At 66.3% G+C, this 21,577-nt stretch carries 21 protein-coding genes and 1 pseudogene; 8 read left to right on the top strand and 14 right to left on the bottom strand.

Translation table 11 applies throughout. From position 1 onward, the window contains the following. Positions 1-8: 8 nt before the first annotated feature. Both GO592_RS36525 and GO592_RS36520 read right to left on the bottom strand, forming a co-directional pair. On the bottom strand, positions 9-710 hold the full coding sequence (locus GO592_RS36525; protein WP_011599331.1) for a rhomboid-like protein: 702 nt from the start codon (positions 708-710) through the stop codon (positions 9-11). Positions 711-785: 75 nt separating this feature from the next. Further along, positions 786-1,166, bottom strand: coding sequence for a hypothetical protein (locus GO592_RS36520; protein ID WP_148228470.1), 381 nt, complete (start codon positions 1,164-1,166; stop codon positions 786-788). Between the two features lie 353 nt (positions 1,167-1,519). Between GO592_RS36520 and GO592_RS36515 the strand changes: the two genes are divergently transcribed. Further along, on the top strand, positions 1,520-2,818 hold the full coding sequence (locus tag GO592_RS36515; protein WP_007297791.1) for an alpha/beta hydrolase: 1,299 nt from the start codon (positions 1,520-1,522) through the stop codon (positions 2,816-2,818). 153 nt (positions 2,819-2,971) lie between these two features. On the opposite strand, the gene GO592_RS36510 is transcribed toward GO592_RS36515, so the two are convergent. Next, complete coding sequence (locus GO592_RS36510) at positions 2,972-3,781, bottom strand: polysaccharide deacetylase family protein (RefSeq protein ID WP_007297790.1); 810 nt, start codon at positions 3,779-3,781, stop codon at positions 2,972-2,974. A gap of 468 nt (positions 3,782-4,249) precedes the next feature. Here GO592_RS36510 and GO592_RS36505 point away from each other — a divergent pair, with 468 nt between their 5' ends. Then, positions 4,250-4,951 carry an MspA family porin gene (locus GO592_RS36505; protein WP_007297789.1) on the top strand — a complete coding sequence of 234 codons (702 nt, stop codon included), beginning with the start codon at positions 4,250-4,252 and terminating at the stop codon, positions 4,949-4,951. Between the two features lie 1,267 nt (positions 4,952-6,218). On the opposite strand, the gene GO592_RS36500 is transcribed toward GO592_RS36505, so the two are convergent. The 5 genes from GO592_RS36500 to GO592_RS46040 all read right to left on the bottom strand — a co-directional run bounded on the left by GO592_RS36500 (position 6,219) and on the right by GO592_RS46040 (position 11,049). Then, on the bottom strand, positions 6,219-8,873 hold the full coding sequence (locus tag GO592_RS36500; protein ID WP_050998627.1) for an FtsX-like permease family protein: 2,655 nt from the start codon (positions 8,871-8,873) through the stop codon (positions 6,219-6,221). After that, the gene (locus tag GO592_RS36495; RefSeq protein WP_007297787.1) at positions 8,870-9,583 is read right to left on the bottom strand and encodes an ABC transporter ATP-binding protein; all 714 of its coding nucleotides are present in this window, start codon (positions 9,581-9,583) and stop codon (positions 8,870-8,872) included. Before GO592_RS36495 ends, GO592_RS36500 begins: the two co-directional genes overlap by 4 nt. After that, entirely contained in the window at positions 9,583-10,266 is a 684-nt protein-coding gene (locus GO592_RS36490; protein WP_007297786.1) for an ABC transporter ATP-binding protein, read from the bottom strand. Before GO592_RS36490 ends, GO592_RS36495 begins: the two co-directional genes overlap by 1 nt. Next, entirely contained in the window at positions 10,254-10,841 is a 588-nt protein-coding gene (locus tag GO592_RS36485) for a hypothetical protein (protein WP_039951422.1), read from the bottom strand. The genes GO592_RS36490 and GO592_RS36485 overlap by 13 nt, the downstream gene beginning before the upstream one ends. 76 nt (positions 10,842-10,917) lie before the next feature. Then, complete coding sequence (locus GO592_RS46040; protein WP_272942783.1) at positions 10,918-11,049, bottom strand: hypothetical protein; 132 nt, start codon at positions 11,047-11,049, stop codon at positions 10,918-10,920. A 45-nt stretch (positions 11,050-11,094) separates the two neighbouring features. Here GO592_RS46040 and GO592_RS36480 point away from each other — a divergent pair, with 45 nt between their 5' ends. The 3 genes from GO592_RS36480 to GO592_RS36470 all read left to right on the top strand — a co-directional run bounded on the left by GO592_RS36480 (position 11,095) and on the right by GO592_RS36470 (position 15,442). After that, positions 11,095-12,348 (top strand): COG4705 family protein, encoded by a 1,254-nt coding sequence (locus GO592_RS36480; RefSeq protein ID WP_007297784.1) that lies wholly within the window; start codon positions 11,095-11,097, stop codon positions 12,346-12,348. Positions 12,349-12,818: 470 nt separating this feature from the next. Then, positions 12,819-13,478 (top strand): hypothetical protein, encoded by a 660-nt coding sequence (locus tag GO592_RS36475; protein WP_007297783.1) that lies wholly within the window; start codon positions 12,819-12,821, stop codon positions 13,476-13,478. 510 nt (positions 13,479-13,988) lie between these two features. Further along, positions 13,989-15,442 (top strand): IS3 family transposase gene (locus GO592_RS36470; RefSeq protein ID WP_237737277.1). Its coding sequence is split into 2 segments (ribosomal slippage): positions 13,989-14,361 and positions 14,361-15,442, totalling 1,455 coding nucleotides; the frame shifts between segments, so codons are not numbered across the junction. 455 nt (positions 15,443-15,897) lie between these two features. Here GO592_RS36470 and GO592_RS36465 read toward each other — a convergent pair. Next, positions 15,898-16,077 carry a hypothetical protein gene (locus GO592_RS36465; RefSeq protein ID WP_007299981.1) on the bottom strand — a complete coding sequence of 60 codons (180 nt, stop codon included), beginning with the start codon at positions 16,075-16,077 and terminating at the stop codon, positions 15,898-15,900. A gap of 376 nt (positions 16,078-16,453) precedes the next feature. On the opposite strand from GO592_RS36465, the gene GO592_RS45070 reads away from it, so the two are divergent. The 3 genes from GO592_RS45070 (at position 16,454) to GO592_RS36450 (ending at position 18,263) form a co-directional block, all read left to right on the top strand. After that, a complete protein-coding gene (locus GO592_RS45070) occupies positions 16,454-16,609 on the top strand; it encodes a hypothetical protein (protein ID WP_039952642.1) in 156 nt (51 codons plus the stop codon). A 98-nt stretch (positions 16,610-16,707) separates the two neighbouring features. Continuing rightward, a complete protein-coding gene (locus tag GO592_RS36455; protein WP_007299983.1) occupies positions 16,708-17,895 on the top strand; it encodes an AI-2E family transporter in 1,188 nt (395 codons plus the stop codon). A 197-nt stretch (positions 17,896-18,092) separates the two neighbouring features. Next, the gene (locus GO592_RS36450) at positions 18,093-18,263 is read left to right on the top strand and encodes a hypothetical protein (protein ID WP_007299984.1); all 171 of its coding nucleotides are present in this window, start codon (positions 18,093-18,095) and stop codon (positions 18,261-18,263) included. Positions 18,264-18,432: 169 nt separating this feature from the next. On the opposite strand, the gene GO592_RS36445 is transcribed toward GO592_RS36450, so the two are convergent. The 5 genes and pseudogenes from GO592_RS36445 to GO592_RS36430 form a co-directional block, all read right to left on the bottom strand. Next, the gene (locus GO592_RS36445) at positions 18,433-19,455 is read right to left on the bottom strand and encodes a YihY/virulence factor BrkB family protein (protein ID WP_007299985.1); all 1,023 of its coding nucleotides are present in this window, start codon (positions 19,453-19,455) and stop codon (positions 18,433-18,435) included. A 219-nt stretch (positions 19,456-19,674) separates the two neighbouring features. Further along, the gene (locus GO592_RS36440; RefSeq protein WP_237720587.1) at positions 19,675-20,253 is read right to left on the bottom strand and encodes a hypothetical protein; all 579 of its coding nucleotides are present in this window, start codon (positions 20,251-20,253) and stop codon (positions 19,675-19,677) included. After that, positions 20,238-20,426: a TetR family transcriptional regulator gene (locus tag GO592_RS45065; RefSeq protein ID WP_237727061.1), complete on the bottom strand. Its 189-nt coding sequence runs from the start codon at positions 20,424-20,426 to the stop codon at positions 20,238-20,240. The genes GO592_RS36440 and GO592_RS45065 overlap by 16 nt, the downstream gene beginning before the upstream one ends. Before the next feature lie 236 nt (positions 20,427-20,662). Beyond that, positions 20,663-21,058, bottom strand: a pseudogene (locus GO592_RS36435) (amino acid transporter); the annotation flags it as partial. Then, on the bottom strand, positions 20,968-21,360 hold the full coding sequence (locus GO592_RS36430) for a hypothetical protein (RefSeq protein WP_007299987.1): 393 nt from the start codon (positions 21,358-21,360) through the stop codon (positions 20,968-20,970). The gene GO592_RS36430 and the pseudogene GO592_RS36435, both read right to left, overlap by 91 nt. Between the last annotated feature and the right edge of the window lie 217 nt (positions 21,361-21,577).

Genomic DNA, 21,577 nt, shown 5'->3' with positions numbered 1-21,577 from the left:
ATCCGGGTTCACGAGACCGCCCTCCTTCTCCGGACACGGCGGACCGCCTCGACCGGGGACCATGTGCTCCTGTGTGAGCGGACCAGCGGATAGCACCCCAGACCGAGAAGTGCCGCGGTGAAGTGTCCGATCGCTGTGAAGTTCAGGTCTACGAAAAGCGGGACGGCGAAGAACGCCAGCACCGCTGTGACATAGAGGTAACGCCAGGGCGGGGCAATGCGGTAGGTCAGCACCGCGATCACTCCGGCCAATCCGTAACTGACACCGATGTCGAGGGTGTCGACCGCCGACGCGGGGGCGTGGCCGTGGCGAATGGCCCAGTACAGCGCCCCCTCGCTGATGTATGTCGCGCCGACGTGCGCGATTACCACCACACCCAACCACCGCAGGGTCCCCAGCCAGCGCTCCGCCGGGACGTGAAAGATGTTGAACGAAATGAAGTAGGTGATCCATCCGCCGCCGGCGAGCCAGAAGGCACTCGAGATCAGTACCCGAACGGGATCCTCGGCGAGATGATGCAAGTTGGTCGATCGATCGCCCAGTACCCGGGCGAGGACTTCCGGTGGCAGGTTCCTCATCACCACCGATGTCACCAGCAGTATCGCCAGCCAGATATAGGTCCCGGGTGCCCGCCGAACATACGTCCACGCTGCCCGCGGAAATGGTCGCAGGCGTGACGAGATAGCGGCGTCCACCAACTCAGTGTGCACCGGATCGTCCTGGCCGCTGAACCGGAGTGATCGCTCTGTGTGTCGGTCACGCCTCAGACCCCTCCGCATCTCGGTTCAATGCGGATCGGGCGCAGGGCGGACTGCGACGCCTTCGACCCAAGTCTCTTTCTGGCCACCGCAGCGCATGATGACGGTGTAGGAGCTTCCTGCAGGAATGCTGGTGAGCGTCACAGTGTGAGTCCTGTTCGGCGCCAGACTGACCTCTTGCGAAGCGATCGACCTTTTCGATTGATCCAGCACCCCGACATCACAGTCTCGCGCGGTGTTGTCACCCTTGGCGGTCACGGTCACTTTGCCCGGTCCGCCAACTGCGGTCATCGTCGCGTCAGCCGATGCCGCTCCCGCTGCCAGCGCGGCAAGCGGGACGGCAACCACGAGTGTTGCGAGGAGGTGCCGTGAGCCCCTCCTGACGGTCGTGTTCGTGTTCGTGTTCATGATGGTCAGTCCCCATACTTCGGGACGGCCATGAAACCGTCACAGAGGGCACCTCTCGACCGATGTCGTCCTGGCGTATTCGTGACCGTCGCGTGGATGTCCGGGATCCGCTGTGGCGGTTCGAGGACAGATCGAGGCTCGGTCCACCTTCATCGTAGGCCGGGCCCTCACAGCCGAATCCGAATTCTCAGGAATTCCACAGGTCGACTGGGCGCCCTTCATCTTTATCCCGCGGGCGGTCTGGAATGTCCTTCACACTATTGGCGGAGAAGCGGTTCCGGGCTTGGGTCTGCGACCACGAGTAGAACGGTTGGTAGCGAGATCTCAAGAATTCAGGAATTCTGCAGGGGCACATGTTGACCGATCTGTCGTTGCTGTCGGGGCCGGTCCCCTTCGTGGTCGCCGCCACGGGTGCGGCGGGCGGTGTGTGGTTACTGACCGGGCGGGCGGGGTGGTTACGGCGCCGGGCGATACCGCTGTGCGCCGCCGCCGCGGGAGTCCTCACCGGTTTCCTCTGGTTCTGGGTGGAGCGAGTGTGGCGGCCACTTCCCGACCCGATACCCCTCACCGTTTACCTGTGGACGGCCCTCGCCCTGTGGGCGGTGACGTTGCTTATCTCCCGCATTCTCACCGCCCCCCGCCGTGTATGGGCGGCGGCGGTGTCGGTGGTTGCCGCCGTCGCCGTGGTCGCAGCCTGCGCGGTCCAGATCAACCTGTTCTTCGCGGCCTATCCCACGGTCGGCGCGGCCATGGGGTTCGAGCATGTGACCCGCATCGACTTCCAGGCAGTTCCCCCGCCCGTACCGACACCGATCGCGGGCCGACCCCTCGAATCCGTCTGGACGCCGCCGGCGGACATGCCGCATTCTGGCAAGATTACCTCGGTGACCATCCCCGGGGACCGTTCCCGGTTCTCCGCTCGGCGCGCCGAAATTTACCTTCCTCCGGCCTATTTCAGCGATCCACGACCGCAGCTACCGGTTCTCGTCCTCCTGGCCGGTCAACCCGGCCAGCCCAGAGACTGGCTCACCGGAGGCAGGCTGGGCACCACCATGAACAACTACGCCCGCGACCACGGCGGGCTCGGACCCGTCGTGGTGGTCGCCGACGCGACCGGGTCGACCTGGGGAAACCCGCTCTGCGTCGATTCGCCACTCGGAAATGCCGCAACCTACCTCGCCGAGGACGTGCCCGCCTGGACCAAGGCCCATCTTCAGGTCGACCCCGACCCCGGCGGGTGGGCGATCGGCGGCCTGTCGTTGGGCGGAACCTGCGCGCTGCAGATGGCCACCAACTACCCCCAGACATATCCGACGTTCCTGGACCTCTCCGGAGACCCGGAGCCCACCCTCGGTGATCATCAACGCACCCTGGACGCCGCGTTCGGAGGCAATCAGGCCGCGTTCACTCGGGTCAATCCCCTCGATCTGCTTGCCGAACATCACTATCCCCGCTCGGCCGGTGTCTTCGTGGTCGGTAGCCACGACGACGAACTCAAACCGTCGATCCGTAAAGCCTGTGACGCCGCCCGGCAGGCGGGGATGGACGTGACCTACACGGAGGTTCGCGGCGGCCACAACTTCGCGGTGTGGGCCGCCGCACTCGCCACCGAGATGGACTGGCTGGCCGCCCGGCTGGGGCTCACAACCTGACCCCCCGGTGCTGCGGCGGCGGCGACCCTGACCGGGACTGCGGTGTGAAACAGGCGTAGGTGTCGGTGAGTGGGTGCCGGCCCCGGTGTGGGGAGATCGGTTTCTGCCGCGGTGTCGGGATCGGGCACGGGTCCGCGTAATGGCCACGTCACTTCAGGGTTTGACGAACACATCGTTGAGGGTGACGGTGCGCAGGTTTCGGTTCCGGATGATCTCGACGAGTTGCGGGTAAACGTGGGTGACCGGCAGGTAGTTGAGATGCCCGATGACGATTGTTTGCGGGGTGAAGTACTGGTTGGCCATCTGAAGGATGTAGTCCTCGGTGATCAGCGACGAATCCGACAGCGAGCTGTACCACAGGGTCGGGACGGTGTAGCCGAGGTCGGCGGCCACGGAGTCGACGGTGGCATTGTGTTTTCCGTAGGGCGGCCGGAAGTAGGGTGCGGCGTCGACGCCGTACGTCGTTTTCAGGAATTTGTGATTCTTGGTGAGTTCGTCGGCGATCCGACTCTTCGACACGGTCGTCAGGTCGGGATGGGACCAGGTGTGGTTGCCCAGCTGGATCTGACCGCTGTCGACGAGTGGTCGCAGGAGAGTGGCGTTGTCGGTCCACGAGTCGTATTGGCCGTTGACGAAGTAGGTGAGACGGACCCCGGTGTCCTGGGCGAACTGGGTGTAGAGCCGGACCACGTCGCTGTTGACGCCGTCGTCGACGGTGAGCGCGAGGAGGTCGCCGTTGCCGGGTAACGCTGTCAGGGTGCCGCCGCCGGGTAACTGGATTCGGGACCCGGCCGGCGGTGGCGGGAGTACCGCCGGTGGCGGGGATGCTACCGGCGTGGGTGCAACGCCCGGATCAGCGGGATCGGGGACGGCGGTGCCCGGGGTTTCGGCATTGCTGATGCTGCAACCGGCCGCGCCGACAACGGTGGCCGCGGCGAGAGTGAGGAATTGGCGTCGATCCACGGCCGCATTGTAGGGGTGTGCGATGAACGTCGATGGTGTGCGACGCGGACTCCACCAGTGCGGTCCCCCACCTTGCCTGGGGGTGCCTCCGTATTGATTGCGGCGGACCGCAGCACGAGTTGCATCCACTCGAATCGCGCATGAAGCTGAGATTCGTTCTCAGCGTTCTTTCAGCATGGAAAAGCTAGGCTTCCTCAGCTCACCTAGGACACAGCCATCTGTCTCCGTCGCGCGCCGGAGCCGACGTGAGCCGGAGCCGCATGTCCACGGGACATGCGCACTTTGCTAGGACCGAATCTCGTTGCCCAGCAACATTATGGGCCCCTGCAGGGTCTCGCCGTGCCACCGATCGGACACCGAAAATATAGGTCGCGAACTTCTTATCAATACTGAGATTTGATGCGCCCCTGTGGATACGCTTCGCATACTTCTTCATCTCTGTTTCGAAGCACACTGAATGGGGTCGGCATGACAGAAATCAGCACATCTCGCTTTGGGTACAGATCATTCACCCGCGCAGTCGCAGTCGCAGGAATCGCCGTGCTCGCCATAGTCTTGGGCAACGGCACCGCCTCGGCCGGCGTGGACAATTCCAGCTCCGTCGTCGACGCGCGGGGCAATCGGATCGAAGTCCTGCAGGGCGACACGTCGTATCAGGTGGTCCCGCCGCTGGATGGTGTTCCCACCAGTGTCGAGTTCTTCCACAACGGTTACGCCGAGGTCAACATCACCGGCCCGAACGCGGCAGAGTTCAAGGGCACCAAGCTCACCGTCGGCTACCAGATCGGCTATCCGATCGCGTTGAGCGGCGCGACTATCGTCCTCAATTCACCCGGGCTGGGGTTTGTGATCGGTTCGAGCAACGGGATCGATCTCGGACTCGTCCCAACACCCACGTTAGATCTGCACGCGGGCAGCAACGTCGGGCTCGCCGGTGACATCATCCCATCGCAGGAACTCGACATCGACTTGGCACCGGGCGGCATCACCACCGTCCCGCTGCTGGAGAACCAGTCATTCGACGGACCGGCGGCGTCGGTCCGAATGCAGGGAGTCCATGGTTCCATCTCCGGTGCGCTCGGTGCGGTCACCATCCGGCCGTACGCCACCGCCGTCACTTCACATGGTGACACCGTCACGACGTATGGCATGCCGCAGAAGCTGAATTAGTCTTCGCCGTCCAGCGACTACTGGTCCTGCGACGACACGAGAAATGACAACAGCAGGCCGACGCGACCGACAGTCGCGTCGGCCTGCTGTTGCGTGGGCGGTCCGAGCGGAGGTGTGGATTACCGCGGGCAGGTCGCGTCGCGAGTGCAATCGGCGATTTCACCGGTTGGCGAAGCGGCGTCGAACGACAGCTGTTCCTCCGACGGCCGCCAGGCAAGAGAAGCAACACCAGCAGCACATTCATCACCGATGTCTCCGATAGCAGGTTTGTCCGATCAGGGTCAGTCGGTTGCCCGTCGACCTACACCGCTGCAGCGGTTGACCTTCCGTTTCTGGTCTGCACCGCGACTACGTCCACAGGGCGATCCCGCGCGATGGTATGACGCGGGTGCTGTGAAATCGCTGAGAGAAGACCGGATTGTCCGTTGTAAGGCAGGAACGGACGCATTTCGTCTGTCCGTTGGTTGTAACGGACGTCGACACCGCGCAGCGCGGCAGGCCGTTCACCACCGACGATTGACAGAACCCGGTGTGTCACTGCACGACACTCTGCAACGACACTGCAATGGTCGGAGCGTCACGCCGGCCAGGCGGGTCGAGTGGCGTGGGGAGTCAGGCACCGGCCGTGTCCCGGTTGGGGAAGTTCGGCGGATCGTTCGCGGCTTAGACGGTGCCCCGAAATGACACAAAGGGGTTGCGATAGAGAGGATTTCATAAGCACTCTGAACCGGTGGTCAGCGATTTTGCGCGGAGTATGCCCTAGTCCCGCTGAGAGAATGTTGAGAACTGAGACGTCTCTGAGAAGACGAGAATCCGTCACTGTTCGCCCACCGTGACTGCGTAGGATTCAGGCTGTGCTGCAGTCGCTGCAACCGATACGGCGGCACACTTCGGCCCCCGCTCACTGCCCCCTAGATGTGGTGGCGGGGGCCCTTCACACCTCACCTGGCCTGTGGCGCAGTACACCAACTCCCCGGGCGCGGTGGAAAATCCGGATCCCGGCACCGACCGACTTGGGCGCCAGCGACGCGGACCTCGTCGGCGGCCCAGTCAGTCGGAGATCATTCCCTGGCGCAGGGGAACATTCGGTACCAGAACAGGCTGCGGTCCTGCCGGTGGAGAATCTGCGGCTCCGCTTTGAGTGGTGTAGTAGCTGGCTGTCGGATCGGGCTCGCCCCGGCTGGTGAGCGTCCGGTGGAACACGCCTCGATCAAGCGCGGGGCCGGAACAGCGACATCGCACCTGTCGCGCAGCCGGGTCGGGTCGGCTATTCGCGGAGCACGCTGATCGGATACCGGGCGGCCGTGTCCGCGGCGGCGGCGGTGACGGCGGCGATGGCCGCGGCCGTCGCCGCGGCCACCAGGGTCAGATAGGCCCAGGGCACTGCGAGTGTCGCCGGGGGTGGGTCGAAGACCCCGGAGAGCACCGCGACGAGCAGATGGGACAGGACCACACCGCCGATCACCCCGAGTGCTGCCCCGCCGGCGGTGACGACGGCGGCCTCGGCGAGCACGATCGACGCGGTGTGACGCCGGGTGCCGCCGAGCGCGGTGACAATCGCGAAGGTGCGCCGACGCTCCGCGAACCCCGACGCTAGCATCAACGCCGACCCGGCCGCGGCGAGGACCGCGGCGTAACCCAGTTCGAGTCGGGTCAACCCCCGCAGATCGACGGAAGTGAGAGTGGATCCGACAGTGCCACGCACCGTGGTGATATCGGTGACGGTGGCCCCGGTACCGAGTGCATCGGACACCGCCTGGCGCACCGCCGGGGTGTCCGCCCCACCGGTGTCGATGAGGAACGCGCCGACCGCCGGGTTCGCGGTCACCTGGGCGAGGTAGGCGGCGTTGGCGACGAGGAAGCTGTCCTTCGGTGCCGTCGGGAACTCTTTGACCACCCCGAGGAAGCGGAACGGCACGGTCTCGAATGCCGTCGTGGCGGCGTCTTGGATCCGCAGCTTCACCGGGTCGCCGGGGGAAAGTTGGAAGTCCGCCACGGTTTCGGCGCTGACCAGAACCCCGTCCGGTTGGGCAGCGAGGCGGTCCATCAGTTGTGCGGCGGTACCGCCATCGAAGTAGCTGTCCTGCAGCAGCGCCGCTCCGGTGATGGTGGTGGGGTCGACGCCGTACAGGTCTTGCAGGTCCGCGCCGACATAGGCGAAGCGGTGTTGGAGCGGTTCGACATCTCGGACGCCGGGAATCCGGCGCAATTCGCCTGTGAGGTCCGATCCGATGGTGGCGGTGGGAGGTTCGGTGACGGTGACGTCGGCGCCGTTGGTCAATCGGGCATCGACCTCGGCCTGTTGCCGGTAGGTGCTGTTGAACACCGCGGTCGAGAGGGCGAACATCCCGGCCAACGCCACGACCGCGACCGACCGGGCGAGTGCGCGGCGATTGCGGGCGAGCATCGCCGCTACCGTGCTCGACAGCGGGCCCGCCAACGGCCGCAACAGGGCTGCGCCGAAGCGGCGGCCCCTACCGAGGGTGAGATCGGCCAGTCGCAGTGTCAGCAGGGCTGTCCCGATCCACAGCAGCGCCGGTCCGGCGAAGGTCCAATAGCTCACCGACAACGCGGTCACCCCCTCCGGCGCGAGCACCAGGGCGTACCCGGCGCGGCTGGTGACCTGGTAGACGGCGAACGCCGCGGCCAGCGCGAGGAAGTCGACCCCGGCCAGCCGCCACAGCGGACGCCGGGTGCGGCCGATCGCGGCGCGGGCAGCGGCCGCCGTCGAGAACCGCAGATCACGCAGGGCGGGAGTGAGAACGGTGACCGCCGTCAGCACCACACCCGCCGCGGCGGCCGAGAGCAACCAGGACAGGGACACCGGCGACCCCACCACCACGCGCTCGACGACGATGCCGGCCCCGGCGCCGACCACACCGCCGATCAGCCCCACCGCCACCGCCTCGGACCCGGCCACAGCGGTGAGCTGCCCGCCACCGGCACCGCGGGCGCGCAGCAACCCCAACTCCTGGCGACGACGTGCCGCCCCGCCGGCGGTGATCACCGCGGCAAGGACCGCGGACAACGCGACACCGGGCAGACCCAGGAACAGAAACAGCACCTGCGAATACAGGGCGTCCTGGCGGGCCGCGTCGAGGGTGGCGTCGAGGTTGTCCCCCACCAGTGCGGCGCCGGCGAGGGTTGCCTCGAGGTTGCGGGCGCCGCCGATGTCGGCAGCGTAGGCGGCGGCCGGATCCGGGGGCAGATTCCGGTCCCGGCCGACATGCACCTGCGCACGCACCACCGCCGGATCGTCCCGCTGCCCGGGGGCGAAGAGGGCGTCGAACTCCGCGATAGGCAGCAGCAGCACATTGTCCGGGGGTGCCTGCGGCTGCGCGGCGGCCGGGGCGGCGACGGTCTGGAACAGTGAATCCGCCTGCGGCAGATCCACGACCGCGGCCACCGTCTCGGCGGCGGTGCCGCCGCCGGGCAACCGGACGGTGATCACCGACCCCACAGTCGCCCGCAGATTCGATGCGGTCTGCTGCGCCAGCAGCACCCCGGAGTCGGCTCCGCTGAGGGTGCGGATCGTGCCGGGAAAATGCTGCCGGTACCGATCCGGGATACCGACGATGACCGCCGGCCCGGTGCTCACGGCGGCGCCCCCGCCGGCGGCGAAGAGCCCGGCGCTGTCACCGAAGCGGACCGGGTCCGCCACCCGAACCCCCGGATAGGACCGGATCTGATCGAGGACGGTGCCCGGATCGGCGCCGGGCTGCACCTGGATCTGCCAGTCGACGGCGACCGCCCGGGCGGCCCGGTCGGTCATGGTGGCCTTGGACGCGGCGAGGAACCCTCCGAGGGCGGTGAGGAGACTGACCGCGATCGCGAGACAGGCAGCGGCGCCGAGGAGTCTGCCGCGACGGCGGCGCAGCAAGCCGGTCAACCACATCCCTGCCAGGGCCAGGCTTGTGCTCATGGCGTGGGAGGGACCGAGGTGGTCGGTGACCGGATCTGCAGGCGGCCGCCGCGCATCGACCACCGGACCGGGCAGCGCCCGGCGACCGTGTCGTCATGGGTGCTCACGACCGGGGCCGCGCCGAGCATGTTGACGGTCTCGAACAGCACGTCGAGGACCTCGGCGCCGGTGCGGTGGTCGAGTTGCCCGGTTAGCTCGTCCGCCAGAACGAGTCGCGCGGTGCCGGCCAGCACGCGGGCGAGCGCAACCCGGTGCGCTTGCCCACCGGACAGTTCCTCCGGAAGCCGCCCGGCCAGCGGTTCGAGCCCCAGCCGAGCCAACGCGGTCCTCGCCCGCGCCCGAGCCGCGGTGTCCGAGCAGCCGGCCAAAACCTGCGGGAGCGCCACGTTTTCGGTGACATCGAGGGCCGGAATCAGGCTCGGAGCCTGAAAGACCACCCCGATGCGGGTGCGGTCGCGGCGGGGATCGGCGCCCAGCCCCGGCCAGGAAAGGTGCCCCGCGCTGGGGGCGTCGAGGGCCGCGAACAGGTGGATCAGGGACGATTTCCCCGAGCCGGACGGGCCGATCAGGGCGATGCGGGCACCGCGGTCGATGTCGGCGCTGACGGAGTCGACCGCCACCCGCGCGGTGCGCCCGGACCCGAAGACCCTGCTCAGATCCCGGCACCGCAGCACCGGCCCGGCTGCGGCACTCCCCGGCAGGGTGCTCATCACAGCACCCGACCGTCGACCAGTTCGATCACCCGGTCCGCCCTCGCCCGCACCGCCGGGCTGTGACTGGCGACCAGCACCGCCGCCCCGCGCCGGCACCACGCCCGCAGGAGTTCGAGCACCGCATGTTCGGAAGCGGGATCGAGCTCCCCGGTCGGTTCGTCGGCGAGGACCACGGCGGGATCGTTCGCCAGGGCGACCGCCAGCCCGGCGCGGGCCGTCTCGCCCCCGGACAGCGAGGACGGATACGAATCGGCCACCGCTGCGAGCCCGAGCCGCGACAGCAGATCAGGCACCGGCACCCGGCGGGCAGGAGCAACCAGTCGGCGTACCAGGCGCACGTTCTGGGCTACGGTCAGGTGCTCGAACAGGTTGTCCTGCTGAAACAGCACCCCGATGTGGTCGGCGCGGAGTCGGGCGCGGACGGTCTCGGGTCGATGGCTGAGCGCTTCGCCGTGCACGCGCACCATGCCGCCGTCGGGCTCGTCCAGGCCCGCCAGACACGCCAGCAGCGTGGACTTACCAGATCCCGAGGGGCCCGCGACGGCGACCATCTCACCGCCGCTGATCCCCAGCGACACTCCGCGCAACGCCAGCGTCTCCTCGCCGGCGGCGCGGTAGAACCGGTAGAGCTCCACGGCGGTGATCACCCCACCCCCGGGGTCGGCGGTCACGAGGTCCACCGGAAGGAATCGGTGACCGTGCGCCACGGATCGACGTTGTCCGCCCCGACCGGAGCCGACAATGTCAAGGTCACCAGCTGGCCGTCGCGGAAGAACTCGTACCGCTCCACCTCGTCCGTGACGGACTTCCCCGAGACGGGATTGTTCGGCCCGGCGATCCGGTAGGTCGCCTCCACCGCAGTGCCGGCCGGCCGGGTCACCGACGTAACGGTGCCCGCCACATATCCGGCGGCAGAAGCGAACTGCTGATCGACGTCCTGGTGCACCGCGGTCTCGGACGGGGCCGTCACCGCGAACTCTGAATCGACGGTAATCGCGTTCAATTTGTCGGTGAACGTCACCGCCGGCCCCGCCGCCGTCATCGCCCACCCCTCGGGCACCTTGACCGCGAACCCGGGAAACGGGTTCACCTCGACAAAGACCTGATCGTCCGGAATGTCACCCGGCGCGGCCACATCCGGGCCGGGAGGGGCCGGGCCCGCACCCGAGCAGCCGGTCACCAGGGTCGCCGTGACAACAAATACGGCGGCACCCACCGACAGCGTGGCCACGCAACGTTCTCGTGCACTGATCATCGATGCCTCCCACCGGCGGTGCATCCACCCATCAGGGTGCGCGGACGATGCTGTGGACACGCTGAGAACCATCCACCTACGTCCCACCCAGTGGCAGCAGGCTGAGCAGCTGCGGGACCCGCAGGCGCGATGTGTCGGGCAGGTCAACGTGCGCCGACTGCACGACGGTGTTGCCGTGCTCGTCCCGCTTTCGTCCTGTGGCCGTCACCGACTCTCAGCGTGCCTTCAGCAAGATCTCCCTACGGTCAGGGTTGTGACCGAGACGACGAGATCTGCCAGCAAGACCCGGCGCGTGATGCTGAGCAAGGTCCCCGAGATCACGGTGTGGTTCTGGATCATCAAGATCCTGTGCACGACCGTGGGTGAGAGCTTCGCCGACTGGATCAACATGACCTTGGGTCTCGGCCTGAACACCACCGCGCTCATCTTCACGGTCATCCTCGTCGCGGTGCTGGGATGGCAGCTGCGCCTGACCCGGTACGTGCCGTTCGTCTACTGGCTGGCGGTCGTCGTGCTCAGCGTGACCGGCACCCTCTACACCGACATCCTCACCGATGACCTGGGCGTCCCGCTCGCGGTGAGCACCAGCGCCTTCGCGGCGGTCCTGGCCATCGTGTTCGGTGTGTGGTTCGCCCGCGAGCGGACACTGTCGATCCACAGCATCGTCACGACACCGCGAGAGCTGTTCTATTGGCTCGCCGTCCTGGTCACCTTCGCCCTGGGCACAGCAATCGGTGACTGGATACTCGAGCTCACCGGCTGGGGACCCGGCACCTCGGTACTCCTACCGGCCGGCCTGATCGTCTTGATCGCGATCGGCTGGCGACTCGGCGCAAATCCCGTGCTCTCCTTCTGGCTGGCATACATTCTGACTCGCCCGCTGGGTGCGAACCTCGGCGACTGGCTCGCATCCCCGTCGACCGATCACGGACTCGGTGTGGGTACCGCCTTGACCAGCGCGATCTTCCTTCTCGCGATCCTCGCCACCGTCGTGTACCTCACCCTCACCCGCAGCGACGTCATCGAAGAACACGAACGGACCCACACCCCGACCGTGACCACCACACCGGCCCGCGAACGGCTCATGCTCGGGTACTACGCCGTAGTTGCCGTCGCCACCGGCGCCCTGCTCGTCTGGGCCGCCGGGCAGCCGCACGCAACCGCGGCGAGCGAGGAGGAAACCGGCGAGGCGCCCGTGACCACGCAACTCACCCCAGGTGAGGTGACAGCACATTTCCCGCCGGCTGAGGTCGCGAAGTTCCGCACCATCGCCGAGGACACACTCACAAAAGTGCAGGCCGGTGACCAGACCGGCGCGACCGCCCGGATCAAAGACCTCGAAACCGCGTGGGACGACGACCAGGCGACCCTACGCCCCCTGGACGCCACCGCCTGGACCGTCCTCGACGGCCGGATCGACAACGTTCTCAAAGCAGTGCGGGCGAGCACACCCGACACCGCGACCGAGACACAGACTCTCACAGCACTATTGACCGACCTTCACTGAGACCGCCGATGCGCCGTGGCATGATCCCCCGCCGCCCAGACAACAGAAAAGCCATCCCCGACGCCCGCGTGAGTGGTCGGTGCCGGTCTCAGCATGCTCACAGGGAACGGTTGCCCCACTCATCCGATTCGATTCACCACCACGGTGTTGAGCGAGGCCCGGAACTCACCCTCCGCTTGGGTGGGATTATCGGCGAACTGACACCACCGGAGTCGCCCAGATACCGTCCGACCGCACCACGACGCCCGACCATCCCGAGTACATCGACGACCGCACACAAACCATGCAACATAACCCATTTGTCCCATTCGTCGTGGGAGAAACAGGGCGCATCCCCAGACGCGACAGGCACTGTTCAGATTCTGTTCACTTCCGGTTAGAAAGCAGACTTGTTGCATCCCTAGGGTTCTCGTGCATCCTCGAAGCGGTCGCAGTCGGCGCCGCCCTCCCAGCAAAAGGAACAATCACGCATGAAGATGACCAAGTTGATGGCTGTCGCAGCCATGACCATCGCGTCGATGGGCATCGTGGCCGGCACCGCCTACGCCGATCCCGCCCCCGCCCCCGGTGTCGGATGGAACGTCACCAGCAACGGGAACCAGGTCATCGTCGATACCGCGGCCGGTTCGCTGAGCAACGAGAACAATCACCTCGTAGTACGTGACGCCGCAGGAGCACTCGTCGATTCGGTGCCGTTGGCGATCGCCGTCGACGGCGTCAGCCATCCGGTCGCCGCTCAGATCGACGGACACACCGCAACCCTCACCACCGACACCAGCCCGGCCGCCGCTACCCCGGTCAGCCTCCCACTCCAGCAGGTCGACCTGCCTGCCGCTGTCGCAAACGTCAAGGACAACATCACCCTCACCGCGGCGGTCGGCGGATTCCTCGGCGCCGCGAGCGGTTTGGTCGGCGGTTGCCTCCTCGGCGCGATCGCCGGCGGTGTCGTTTCCGCGCCCGCCGCGCTGCTCTTCGGAGCGGGACCGGTGGCGGGATGCATCGGTGGGGCGTTGCTCGTCGGCGCGGGAGCATCGCTCGCCGGCACCGCAATCGGCGGTCTCGGCGCGCTGGGAGCGAACGCACAGCCGTTCATGACCTTGCTGAACCAGCCGCCGGCCGCCAAGAAGTAGTCAGCACAAGCGGTTCCCGATACGAGAAGATTCTATTCCCCGAAGCATCGCCGGTCCCCACTCCGAGGACCGGCGATGCAGCTCTATCCGGGGTGAACGCATTACCCGAACGGCCTCGAAGCACGGCAGGACCTGGTCACAGGCCTGCGCCTCTCACGCGGCGCCGGCCATCTCGGCGCACACGCCGCCCACGATCACGACACAGTCCGGATCGCCGACCTCGAACAGGGCCCAGAACGTGCGCAGAGAGAACCTCCACAATGTTCGATCTCGCCGTAGCAGCCATGGACCTCAGCCGCGCCGATCGATACAGACCGTCGCGTCTGGCTACCGCTCGCTCTTGCACAGGCACCCACCTTCGCCGCTCGATACCGGGCACGGAAGAACCGAACCGACCGGTCTCAGGTCCACAGTGGATTACGGTTCCGGTTGCCCTGTGTGTCAGGCTGAGTTGAGTCCACCGGTTCACAGCAACCCCGCCTGCAGGGCGAGATACGGATCAACCCGACAATGACGATTTCCAGCCTGGCCGTAGCCGGGGACAATGGCCACATGGAGTCTTCCCACCCACGTTCCGACGGACCACGCCGACGCTCATTCGCCCCGGCGGACAAGCTCGCGCACCTGGCCGCCTACGAGCAGGCCTGCCAGACGAACGAAGGCGGCGCCTACCTGCGCCGCGAGGGCCTCTACTCCTCCCTCGTCACCGAGTGGCGCAAGCAACGCGACGCCGGCGTCCTCGACGGCAAACCCGCCGTCGCGAAGGTCGGCAAAATCACCGCCGAGCAGGCCGAGATCGCTCGCCTCAAGCGGGAGCTCGACCGCACGAACAAGCGACTGGCCACCACCGAAGCCGCCCTGGACATCATGGGAAAAGCGCATGCTCTCTTGGAATCGCTCTCCGAGAGAGCGGATTTGGACGACAAGCCAACCAAGCGCTGACCGCAGCATGGACCGAACTGACCGACGTCGGGATGTCGACGAGAACAGCAAGCGCAGTGACCGGTGTAGTCCGATCGACCGCGGTCCGGCGTCGCGCCGCAGCCGCCGCACCGGCACCTTCTGCTCGAGCCCGACCTACGCATCCGCCGGCGAACAAGCTCACCCCGATCGAACGCCGCCGCATCCTCGACACACTCAACAGTGACCGGTTCGTCGATCAGGCGCCGCTCGAGGTGTACGCGCAACTCCTCGACGAGGGCGTCTACCTGTGTTCGGTGTCGACGATGTACCGCGTCCTGCGGGAGAACGCACAGGTCAGCGAACGCCGCAGGCTCGCCCGGCACCCGGCGAGAACCTGCCCGGAGCTGGTCGCGACCGCCCCGCGGCAGGTGTACTCGTGGGACATCACGAAGCTCGCCGGGCCGGACAAGGGCCGCTACTACGACGCCTACGTGATGATCGACATCTACTCGCGGTACATCGTCGGTGTGCACGTCCACGCACACGAATCGGGTGTGCTGGCACGGGAGTTGATGGAGCAGATCTTCGCGGTGCACGGCATTCCGCAGGTCGTGCACGCCGACCGTGGCACGTCGATGACCAGCAAGTCCGTCGCGTCACTGCTGTCGGACCTCGAGGTTACCCGCTCGCATTCGCGGCCGCGGGTCTCGAACGACAACCCGTATTCGGAGGCGGTGTTCAAGACCCTCAAGTATGGACCGAATTTCCCCGAACGGTTCGGATCACTGGGTGAAGCAAGGGAATTCATGATGCAGTTCACCGAGTGGTACAACCACGAGCATCGCCACACCGGCATCGGGCTACACACTGCCGCCGGCGTCCACTTCGGTTTGGCGGCGGCGAAGGCCGCCGAACGTCGGCAGGTACTCGAGGCGGCACGGGCCAGGCATCCGTACCGCTTCGGCACCACGACCACACCGAAGATCCTCGACCTGCCCGACACCGTCTGGATCAACCGCCCCGCCGACGATACTGCGGAGGCCGAAACGTCAGCCGCTTAACACCCGGTGGACTCAACTCCCTTGACAAGTTCCGGTTGCGGCGGGTGGGGTATTGCGTGGCCCCAACTGCAGCGTCTTCTCAGCGTTGAATCCGGACGAGTGCGGTGTACGGCATCCGTGTCAGGCGACGATCCCCATCGTGACGGGATAACCCGCACCGACACGCGTCAGGCGCTTGTCTCACGACCCCGAGTCACGCTCAAAACGTCTACGGGCGGCGCGGCCGCCGATTCCCGCAGCCGGACAGTGACCCCGCCCAGACGTTCGAATTCTCGGGCCAACGAGAAGGACGATTTCAACGTCGGTATGAGGCCCAGGACACCGCAATTGCTACATACGCGAGCAAAATTGCCAGCGCTGCCGCGACGACCAGGACCACGTGACATAACGTCACTTTCATTGCCCCTCGCCTTCCCTGGACGCATTCTCGCCCATCCGAGCGCTGTCCGTGACGCTCATCTCTTCCCTACGACGGCGGCGAACCTGGTAGGCGCGCTCCGGTGTTCCATTCTGGCCCAAGCCGCCTCGGCAGTGAACGGACCGAATGTGCAACACGCCCCATCGTGGCGGTCCACTTCGACCACCCAGTACTCGGTCACTTGGAGGGCTGCTACAGCGACGGCGGTGTCAGTCATCGGTGTTCCTTTGCAAGAAAGAGTGAAGCCTCGCGACTGTGTCAAGATCCATTGTCCGCCTATGCGAGCGTGCAGGACGAGCGTCGGCATGCTCATGCGAACCACCGTTTGCGATCCTCATAACTCCCAGCACATCGACGAACTCGACGCGGTACACCACCACCTCAACCCGCGAGGCCGGAAATCGGACATCACCGGGTCAACCCAACGTCGATGCCAATCCGGAGCGGTGACCACCCAGCACATGCCGATGCACCGGACTGCAGCACCCACTAAGGGAGCGGTCGTCGAACTCCAGCACCGCCGCCGCACCTCGGGCATAGGCGTCGCGGAATGCCCCGGTGCAGCGCCTGCCCAGGGGTGCGATGATGAACTGATGCTCGCTCTCATCGGTTTTCTACTGGTGGTGTGGTTGGTGTTCGTCGTCCTCGGCCTCGTGGTCAAAGGATTTTTGTGGCTTGCGGTCATCGGGATTGTGCTGTTCGCCTTGACCGCCGGGTGGGGCTGGCTCAACCGCAACACCCGCACCTGACCTCGCCGCGACCGGCTTCCCGGCACTCGATCAGCACCCGCCCGCCGGCCGCGTCGAGGCTCGCAAGCGGCGCCCACTTCGAGGAGGATCAGGAAGTCATGCCCACGCTGCCCGGGCTCGGCTCCCCCGACGATGCCGACCGCCGACCCCACCCACCAACAAACCCAGAGGGGTCGGAAAACACCGATCCGGTCCCCGCAGCCGAAGCCATCGCCGCCCGGATCAGCACCCCCGACCAACCCCTCGGTAGCCCAGGCGCCCGATTCAACCGGCGCTCCCCCTTCTTCATCGGCGCCACCGGCGCCGCCGGGGTCGCCCTGACATACGGTCTCGTGCACCTGCTCATCACCGCACAGTCGATCCTCATCCTGATCGGGTTGGCACTGTTCCTCGCCCTGGGACTCGACCCCATCACCTCCTGGCTGGTCGACCACAACCTGCCACGCTGGCTGGCGGTGACCGTCGTCTTCACCGTCGCGCTCGCGTTCACGGCGGGCTTCTTCGCGGTCGCGATCCCCCCACTGGTAACCCAAACCGAACAATTGATCGACCGAGCACCGGACTACCTGAACCAACTCCAGGACCACTCCAGCATGGTGGGCAAACTCAACGACCGCTATCACCTGCAAGACCGGCTCACCAGTGCCGTGAACGGCAGCGGCCAGACCATCGTCAACGAAACCGTCAGCGCCGGCGCCGCGATCTTCGACGCGCTGGGCAAGTTCCTCATTCTGGCGGTGTTGACCGTCTATTTTCTGGCTAATCTGCCCGCTATCCGCACCACCGGGTACCGGCTGATCCCCCATTCGCGCCGGCCGCGGGCCATCCTCATCGGCGATCAAATCTTCGCGAAGGTCGGTGCCTACGTCCTCGGTAACGTGCTGATCTCGGTGATCGCCGGCACCGCGACCGCGATCTGGCTCCTCGCGTTCAACGTGCCCTATGCACTGTTCCTCGGTGTGTTCGTCGCCCTCTTCGATCTCGTTCCGGTCGTGGGGTCGACCATCGCCGGTATCGTCGTTGCCGCAGTCGCGTTGACGGTGTCCCTGCCCGTCTGCATCGCCACGGTGATCTTCTTCGTTGCCTTCCGCCTCGCCGAGGACTACCTTCTCGTCCCCCGGATCATCGGTCGAACGGTGAAGATCCCGGCCCTGACGACCGTCGTCGCCGTTCTCATCGGTGGCACCCTGCTCGGGATCGTCGGCGCCCTCGTCGCCATCCCAATCGCCGCCGCCATCCACCTGCTCGTCGAGGAAACCGTCTTCCCCCGCCTCGACAGCACCTGAGCCCGTAGTCACTGCTGCAGTGACTACTGGCGACCTACTGGCTGGACTCGTCCTTGGCCCAGACGATGCTGTGGTACTGCCGAGGTGGGTTCAGTGATGCATGGCGTCTGTCGCGAGCACGTAGAGCACGACCGCTGCTTGTCTTTCCAGGCAGGCCGCCCTCGACGCCATCACACGAGAACGCGCCGGACCCGGACGTGGTCGATGTCGAACTCGACCAGGGCTACTACGACCGCGGCATCGCCGCCCGCCGAAACGCCCACACCCACCTTGAGGATGTCACCGACATCCTCACCGGCATCGAAGACGAAGCCGACAAACTCCTCGCCGATCTGCTTGCGAACCTCGTCCGCACCGAAAGAGGTTGACGGAGAACTGGTGTCCGACGCTGGGGACGGCTTTGGGACGGTGCGATAACTGGACTTATCGCAGAGATGACTGTGCCTGTCGTCCGAGCGTGTGGCCTTCCCCGTCGACCACCAACCCAGTTGGTGATGGCCTGGGTAACGCTCTGGGTGTCGGTGCTCTGTCGGGTGTTCAGGGAGGGGGTCGCTGGGGTCGGTTGGGGGCGGGTTTGGTCTTGCCTGGTTCGTCGAGTGGTCGACGGTCGGCTTCGGGGGTAAATGCGACGTCGACGGTTTCCTCGGGGCGTCGTTCTTCCATCTTCGCCAGTCGGACCATCGCGGTCTTGTCCTGCGGGGTGAACGGGGGTTGGGTCATCGATCGGGGCCAGAGCCGGTAGCGCAGTACAACGTTGATCTCGGCGGCGAGCAGGGTCAGCCGGGCGCCGAGATACAGCCACGACAGCAGGCCCAGGACGATGGCGAAGAATCCGTACACGTCGGTGGAGTGGCTGATGGTGTAGCGGACGAACCAGTCCCCGATGCGTTGCAGGATTTCCCAGAACACAGTGGCGAACACCGCCCCGACGGCCACGTCGCGTACTCGCACGGTCGCCGAGGTCAGGACGGTGAAGCAGACGAGGAAGACGAGGAAGTTGACCCCGGCAGCGGCGGCCGAGGCCCAGGCGTCGGACAGGGGACCGAAGCGGGGTGCGTATCCGATCAGGGTGGTCGAGACCAGGATCCCGATTCCCAGGAGCACCAGGATCGTCAGTCCCCGCACCCGGCGGCCGACGAACCCGGGCCAGTCCTTGAACGGCACGTTCCACACCGTGTTCATCGCGTTCTGCGCGGCCTGCCCGATGCCCTGGGCCCCGTAGAGGGCGCCGAGCACACCGAGGACGAGGGCCCAGCCGTTGCCTCGCAGCGGGTGGGTGGAGCTGCGGAGTTGGGTGCCGAGGATGGGGAAGTCGGCCAGGACGGAGTTGATCATGCGTTGTTCGAGGTCGGGGTGTCCGGCGAGGACGAACCCGAGGACCGTGGAGAACAGCAGCAGGAGGGGGAAGACGGCGAACAGCCCGTAGAAGGCGATGATGGTGGCCTTGCCGCCGGCCTGGTCGTTGCCGAACTTCTGCACTACGGCGAATGGCACGGCGAGGATCGCGTGCCGTTGCTGGAAGCGGTCGATCCGGCGGACCGCGGTTTCCGCCCGATTCATCGGTTCGCCTTTCGGCCGGTGCTGGGTTGCCCTGCTTCCATTGTCCGCGTCACATCAGCGACCTGCCCCCGGCCAGGTCGTCTATGGACAACGCTCGATTCAGTTCCGTCCGGCGGCTACACATCCTGGTCGCGGGTTTCTCGCCGCGTGGCGGCGGTGGCAGGCAGAAGGTTCGACGAGCCAGCGAGCAGTCCCGCCATGAAGCAGGTCCGACCGGGCTCATGGTTGTGGAGGACCGGGAGGATGCGGCGATATCCGCCGGTGCCGCACTAGATCTGGGACTTGACCATCAACGATGGAGGGACCAGGACGGACCGCCTGTGTTGCATCGGTGGGGGATGCGATCGCGTTAACGGTGATCATTGCGGTGAGGTCGTCGAGGCCGGTGATCAGGGCATCGGTATCCCGGTCGACCAGCCACCGCAGCACCAGCCCATCCAACCCGGCCAGGGCGGAGCGGGCGACGACGGCGACGGGGATGCGCCAGGTGGTGTCGGTCCGCTCTGCGCACCGGCGGAGGAACTCGACTGCTTCGGTATCCATGGTGCGGTATTGGCGGTCGGCGATCTGCCCGCCCGCGCTGTCTCCGGTGTCGCGGCGGCGGAGCGCCGTGGTGGTGATCTCGTAGGTGAGTAGTTGCCGTCCGGCGGTGGATTCGAGAATCGGTACCAGGGCCCCGATCCCGGTCTGCAGCACCCGCCTCAGCCCGGCCACGCCGGGGCGGTGAGGAGCGCCAGCGATCTGTCCGAACGCCAGCCGCAAACCGTCGCTGATCTGTCCGATCAGGGCATCGGCCATCGCCGTGATGAGCTCGCCTTGTCGGCGAACCGGTAGTGCAGCAACCCGAGGGACACTCCGGCGGCCCCGGCAACCCGGCGCAGAGACACGTCCCCGATTCCGCGGTCCTCGGCGACGGCGAGGGCCGCCTCGAGCAATTGGGTGCGGCGGACGTCTGCGGAAAGCCGGGGCATCGCCCGATCCTAAATGCTCGCGCGCCGGGGACCTCGTCCGAGGACGGTGGCACGTCACCTCACGAACCCAAGCAAAATTTGGCGGATTCCAGCGGTCGCCGCAACACGCATGGTCTTGTCAGCAGCAGCCTTAGGACAGTGACAGAGAGCGCCCCGCGAGGAACCTGGAGGTCCCTGTTCGTCAGGGCCAGGGTTTCGAAACGTTGATGCGCCCGGTTCTCCGGGTTTACAGAACCTCAACCGACATGCACGTGCGGTCGCTGCTGCCGATTCGGCTCTGCTCGCCGGAGTACTTCTCGGGCTACCGGGGCGACTTCCCCTTCGCCGATGAACAGGAACCGGAGCAGGTTGACGAGCGGGTTGCCTTCGGTCCATTCGAAGTACACATCCGGGTTGACGCCGGTGATGTCCCGGATTCGAAGCAGGACGGCGGCAATTGTGTTGGGGATCGCGGGACTGTCGACCCACAGAATCCGGTATTTGCCGCGTTGACGGCCGTGGACGACGAGGTCGGTGCTGAAGTCGGAGGAGTCGGTGACGTTCACTTCGAGGAAGAGGATGGAGTCGGATTCGGGGATATGGCTTTCGGCCCGTTGCTGGGTTTCCTTGTCGCGGTATTCGTCCTCGTCGAGGCGGTCGGTGTCGTCCGGTGTCGGTCGTATCTGCGCCGCGCCGCCCGAGCGTTCTCGTGGGCGACAATTGCCTCCTGCCAGTCCCGGTCGCTCACTTCATCGTCGTGGTCCGGGGCTGGCGATGGGACCCCGAGCCGGGCGCCGATCTGTGCCCACGACATGCCCTCGGCCAACGCGTCCGTTATCGCTCGGGCGATGAAGTCGTCTGCCTGCTCCCCGAAGGCGGCGAGGTCAGGGTCGGCGGGGTCGTCGCTGGGTTGCCCGCGCCGGTCCTCCGGGTTGTTGCGGTGCGGTTTCTCCACCAGGTGACCGTAACTGCCACCACGAAATCTTCTGTACGAGGTCGGGCACGGGAGACGCAGGAGGCAGAGATGCCACAACTTATGTAGTCGGGTGCGTTCCAAGGACGGTGCCGGCCATGCACCTCGTACCTCTCGATTGCTCACAATTCACTCCACTCCGACTCCCATCCCGGCCGCGGCCGGGAGAACAACCGGCCCCCATCAGCCCACCGCCGGT

The organism is Rhodococcus sp. 21391 (assembly GCF_016772255.1).
Lineage (GTDB): Bacteria > Actinomycetota > Actinomycetes > Mycobacteriales > Mycobacteriaceae > Rhodococcus_F > Rhodococcus_F opacus.
The sequence above is the reverse complement of the archived record's forward strand: the minus strand, read 5'-3'. Positions and strand labels throughout refer to the sequence as shown.

Excerpts from the sequence above, each read along its gene's own strand:
- GO592_RS36475 (WP_007297783.1), top strand. The coding sequence starts at position 12,819 with ATGAAGATGACCAAGTTGATGGCTGTCGCAGCCATGACCATCGCGTCG.
- GO592_RS36465 (WP_007299981.1), bottom strand. The coding sequence starts at position 16,077 with ATGACTGACACCGCCGTCGCTGTAGCAGCCCTCCAAGTGACCGAGTAC.
- GO592_RS36485 (WP_039951422.1), bottom strand. The coding sequence starts at position 10,841 with ATGATCAGTGCACGAGAACGTTGCGTGGCCACGCTGTCGGTGGGTGCC.
- GO592_RS36520 (WP_148228470.1), bottom strand. The coding sequence starts at position 1,166 with ATGAACACGAACACGAACACGACCGTCAGGAGGGGCTCACGGCACCTC.
- GO592_RS36495 (WP_007297787.1), bottom strand. The coding sequence starts at position 9,583 with ATGAGCACCCTGCCGGGGAGTGCCGCAGCCGGGCCGGTGCTGCGGTGC.
- GO592_RS36500 (WP_050998627.1), bottom strand. The coding sequence starts at position 8,873 with ATGAGCACAAGCCTGGCCCTGGCAGGGATGTGGTTGACCGGCTTGCTG.
- GO592_RS36445 (WP_007299985.1), bottom strand. The coding sequence starts at position 19,455 with ATGAATCGGGCGGAAACCGCGGTCCGCCGGATCGACCGCTTCCAGCAA.
- GO592_RS36515 (WP_007297791.1), top strand. The coding sequence starts at position 1,520 with ATGTTGACCGATCTGTCGTTGCTGTCGGGGCCGGTCCCCTTCGTGGTC.
- GO592_RS36455 (WP_007299983.1), top strand. The coding sequence starts at position 16,708 with ATGCCCACGCTGCCCGGGCTCGGCTCCCCCGACGATGCCGACCGCCGA.
- GO592_RS36440 (WP_237720587.1), bottom strand. The coding sequence starts at position 20,253 with ATGGCCGATGCCCTGATCGGACAGATCAGCGACGGTTTGCGGCTGGCG.
- GO592_RS45065 (WP_237727061.1), bottom strand. The coding sequence starts at position 20,426 with ATGCCCCGGCTTTCCGCAGACGTCCGCCGCACCCAATTGCTCGAGGCG.
- GO592_RS45070 (WP_039952642.1), top strand. The coding sequence starts at position 16,454 with ATGCTCGCTCTCATCGGTTTTCTACTGGTGGTGTGGTTGGTGTTCGTC.
- GO592_RS36505 (WP_007297789.1), top strand. The coding sequence starts at position 4,250 with ATGACAGAAATCAGCACATCTCGCTTTGGGTACAGATCATTCACCCGC.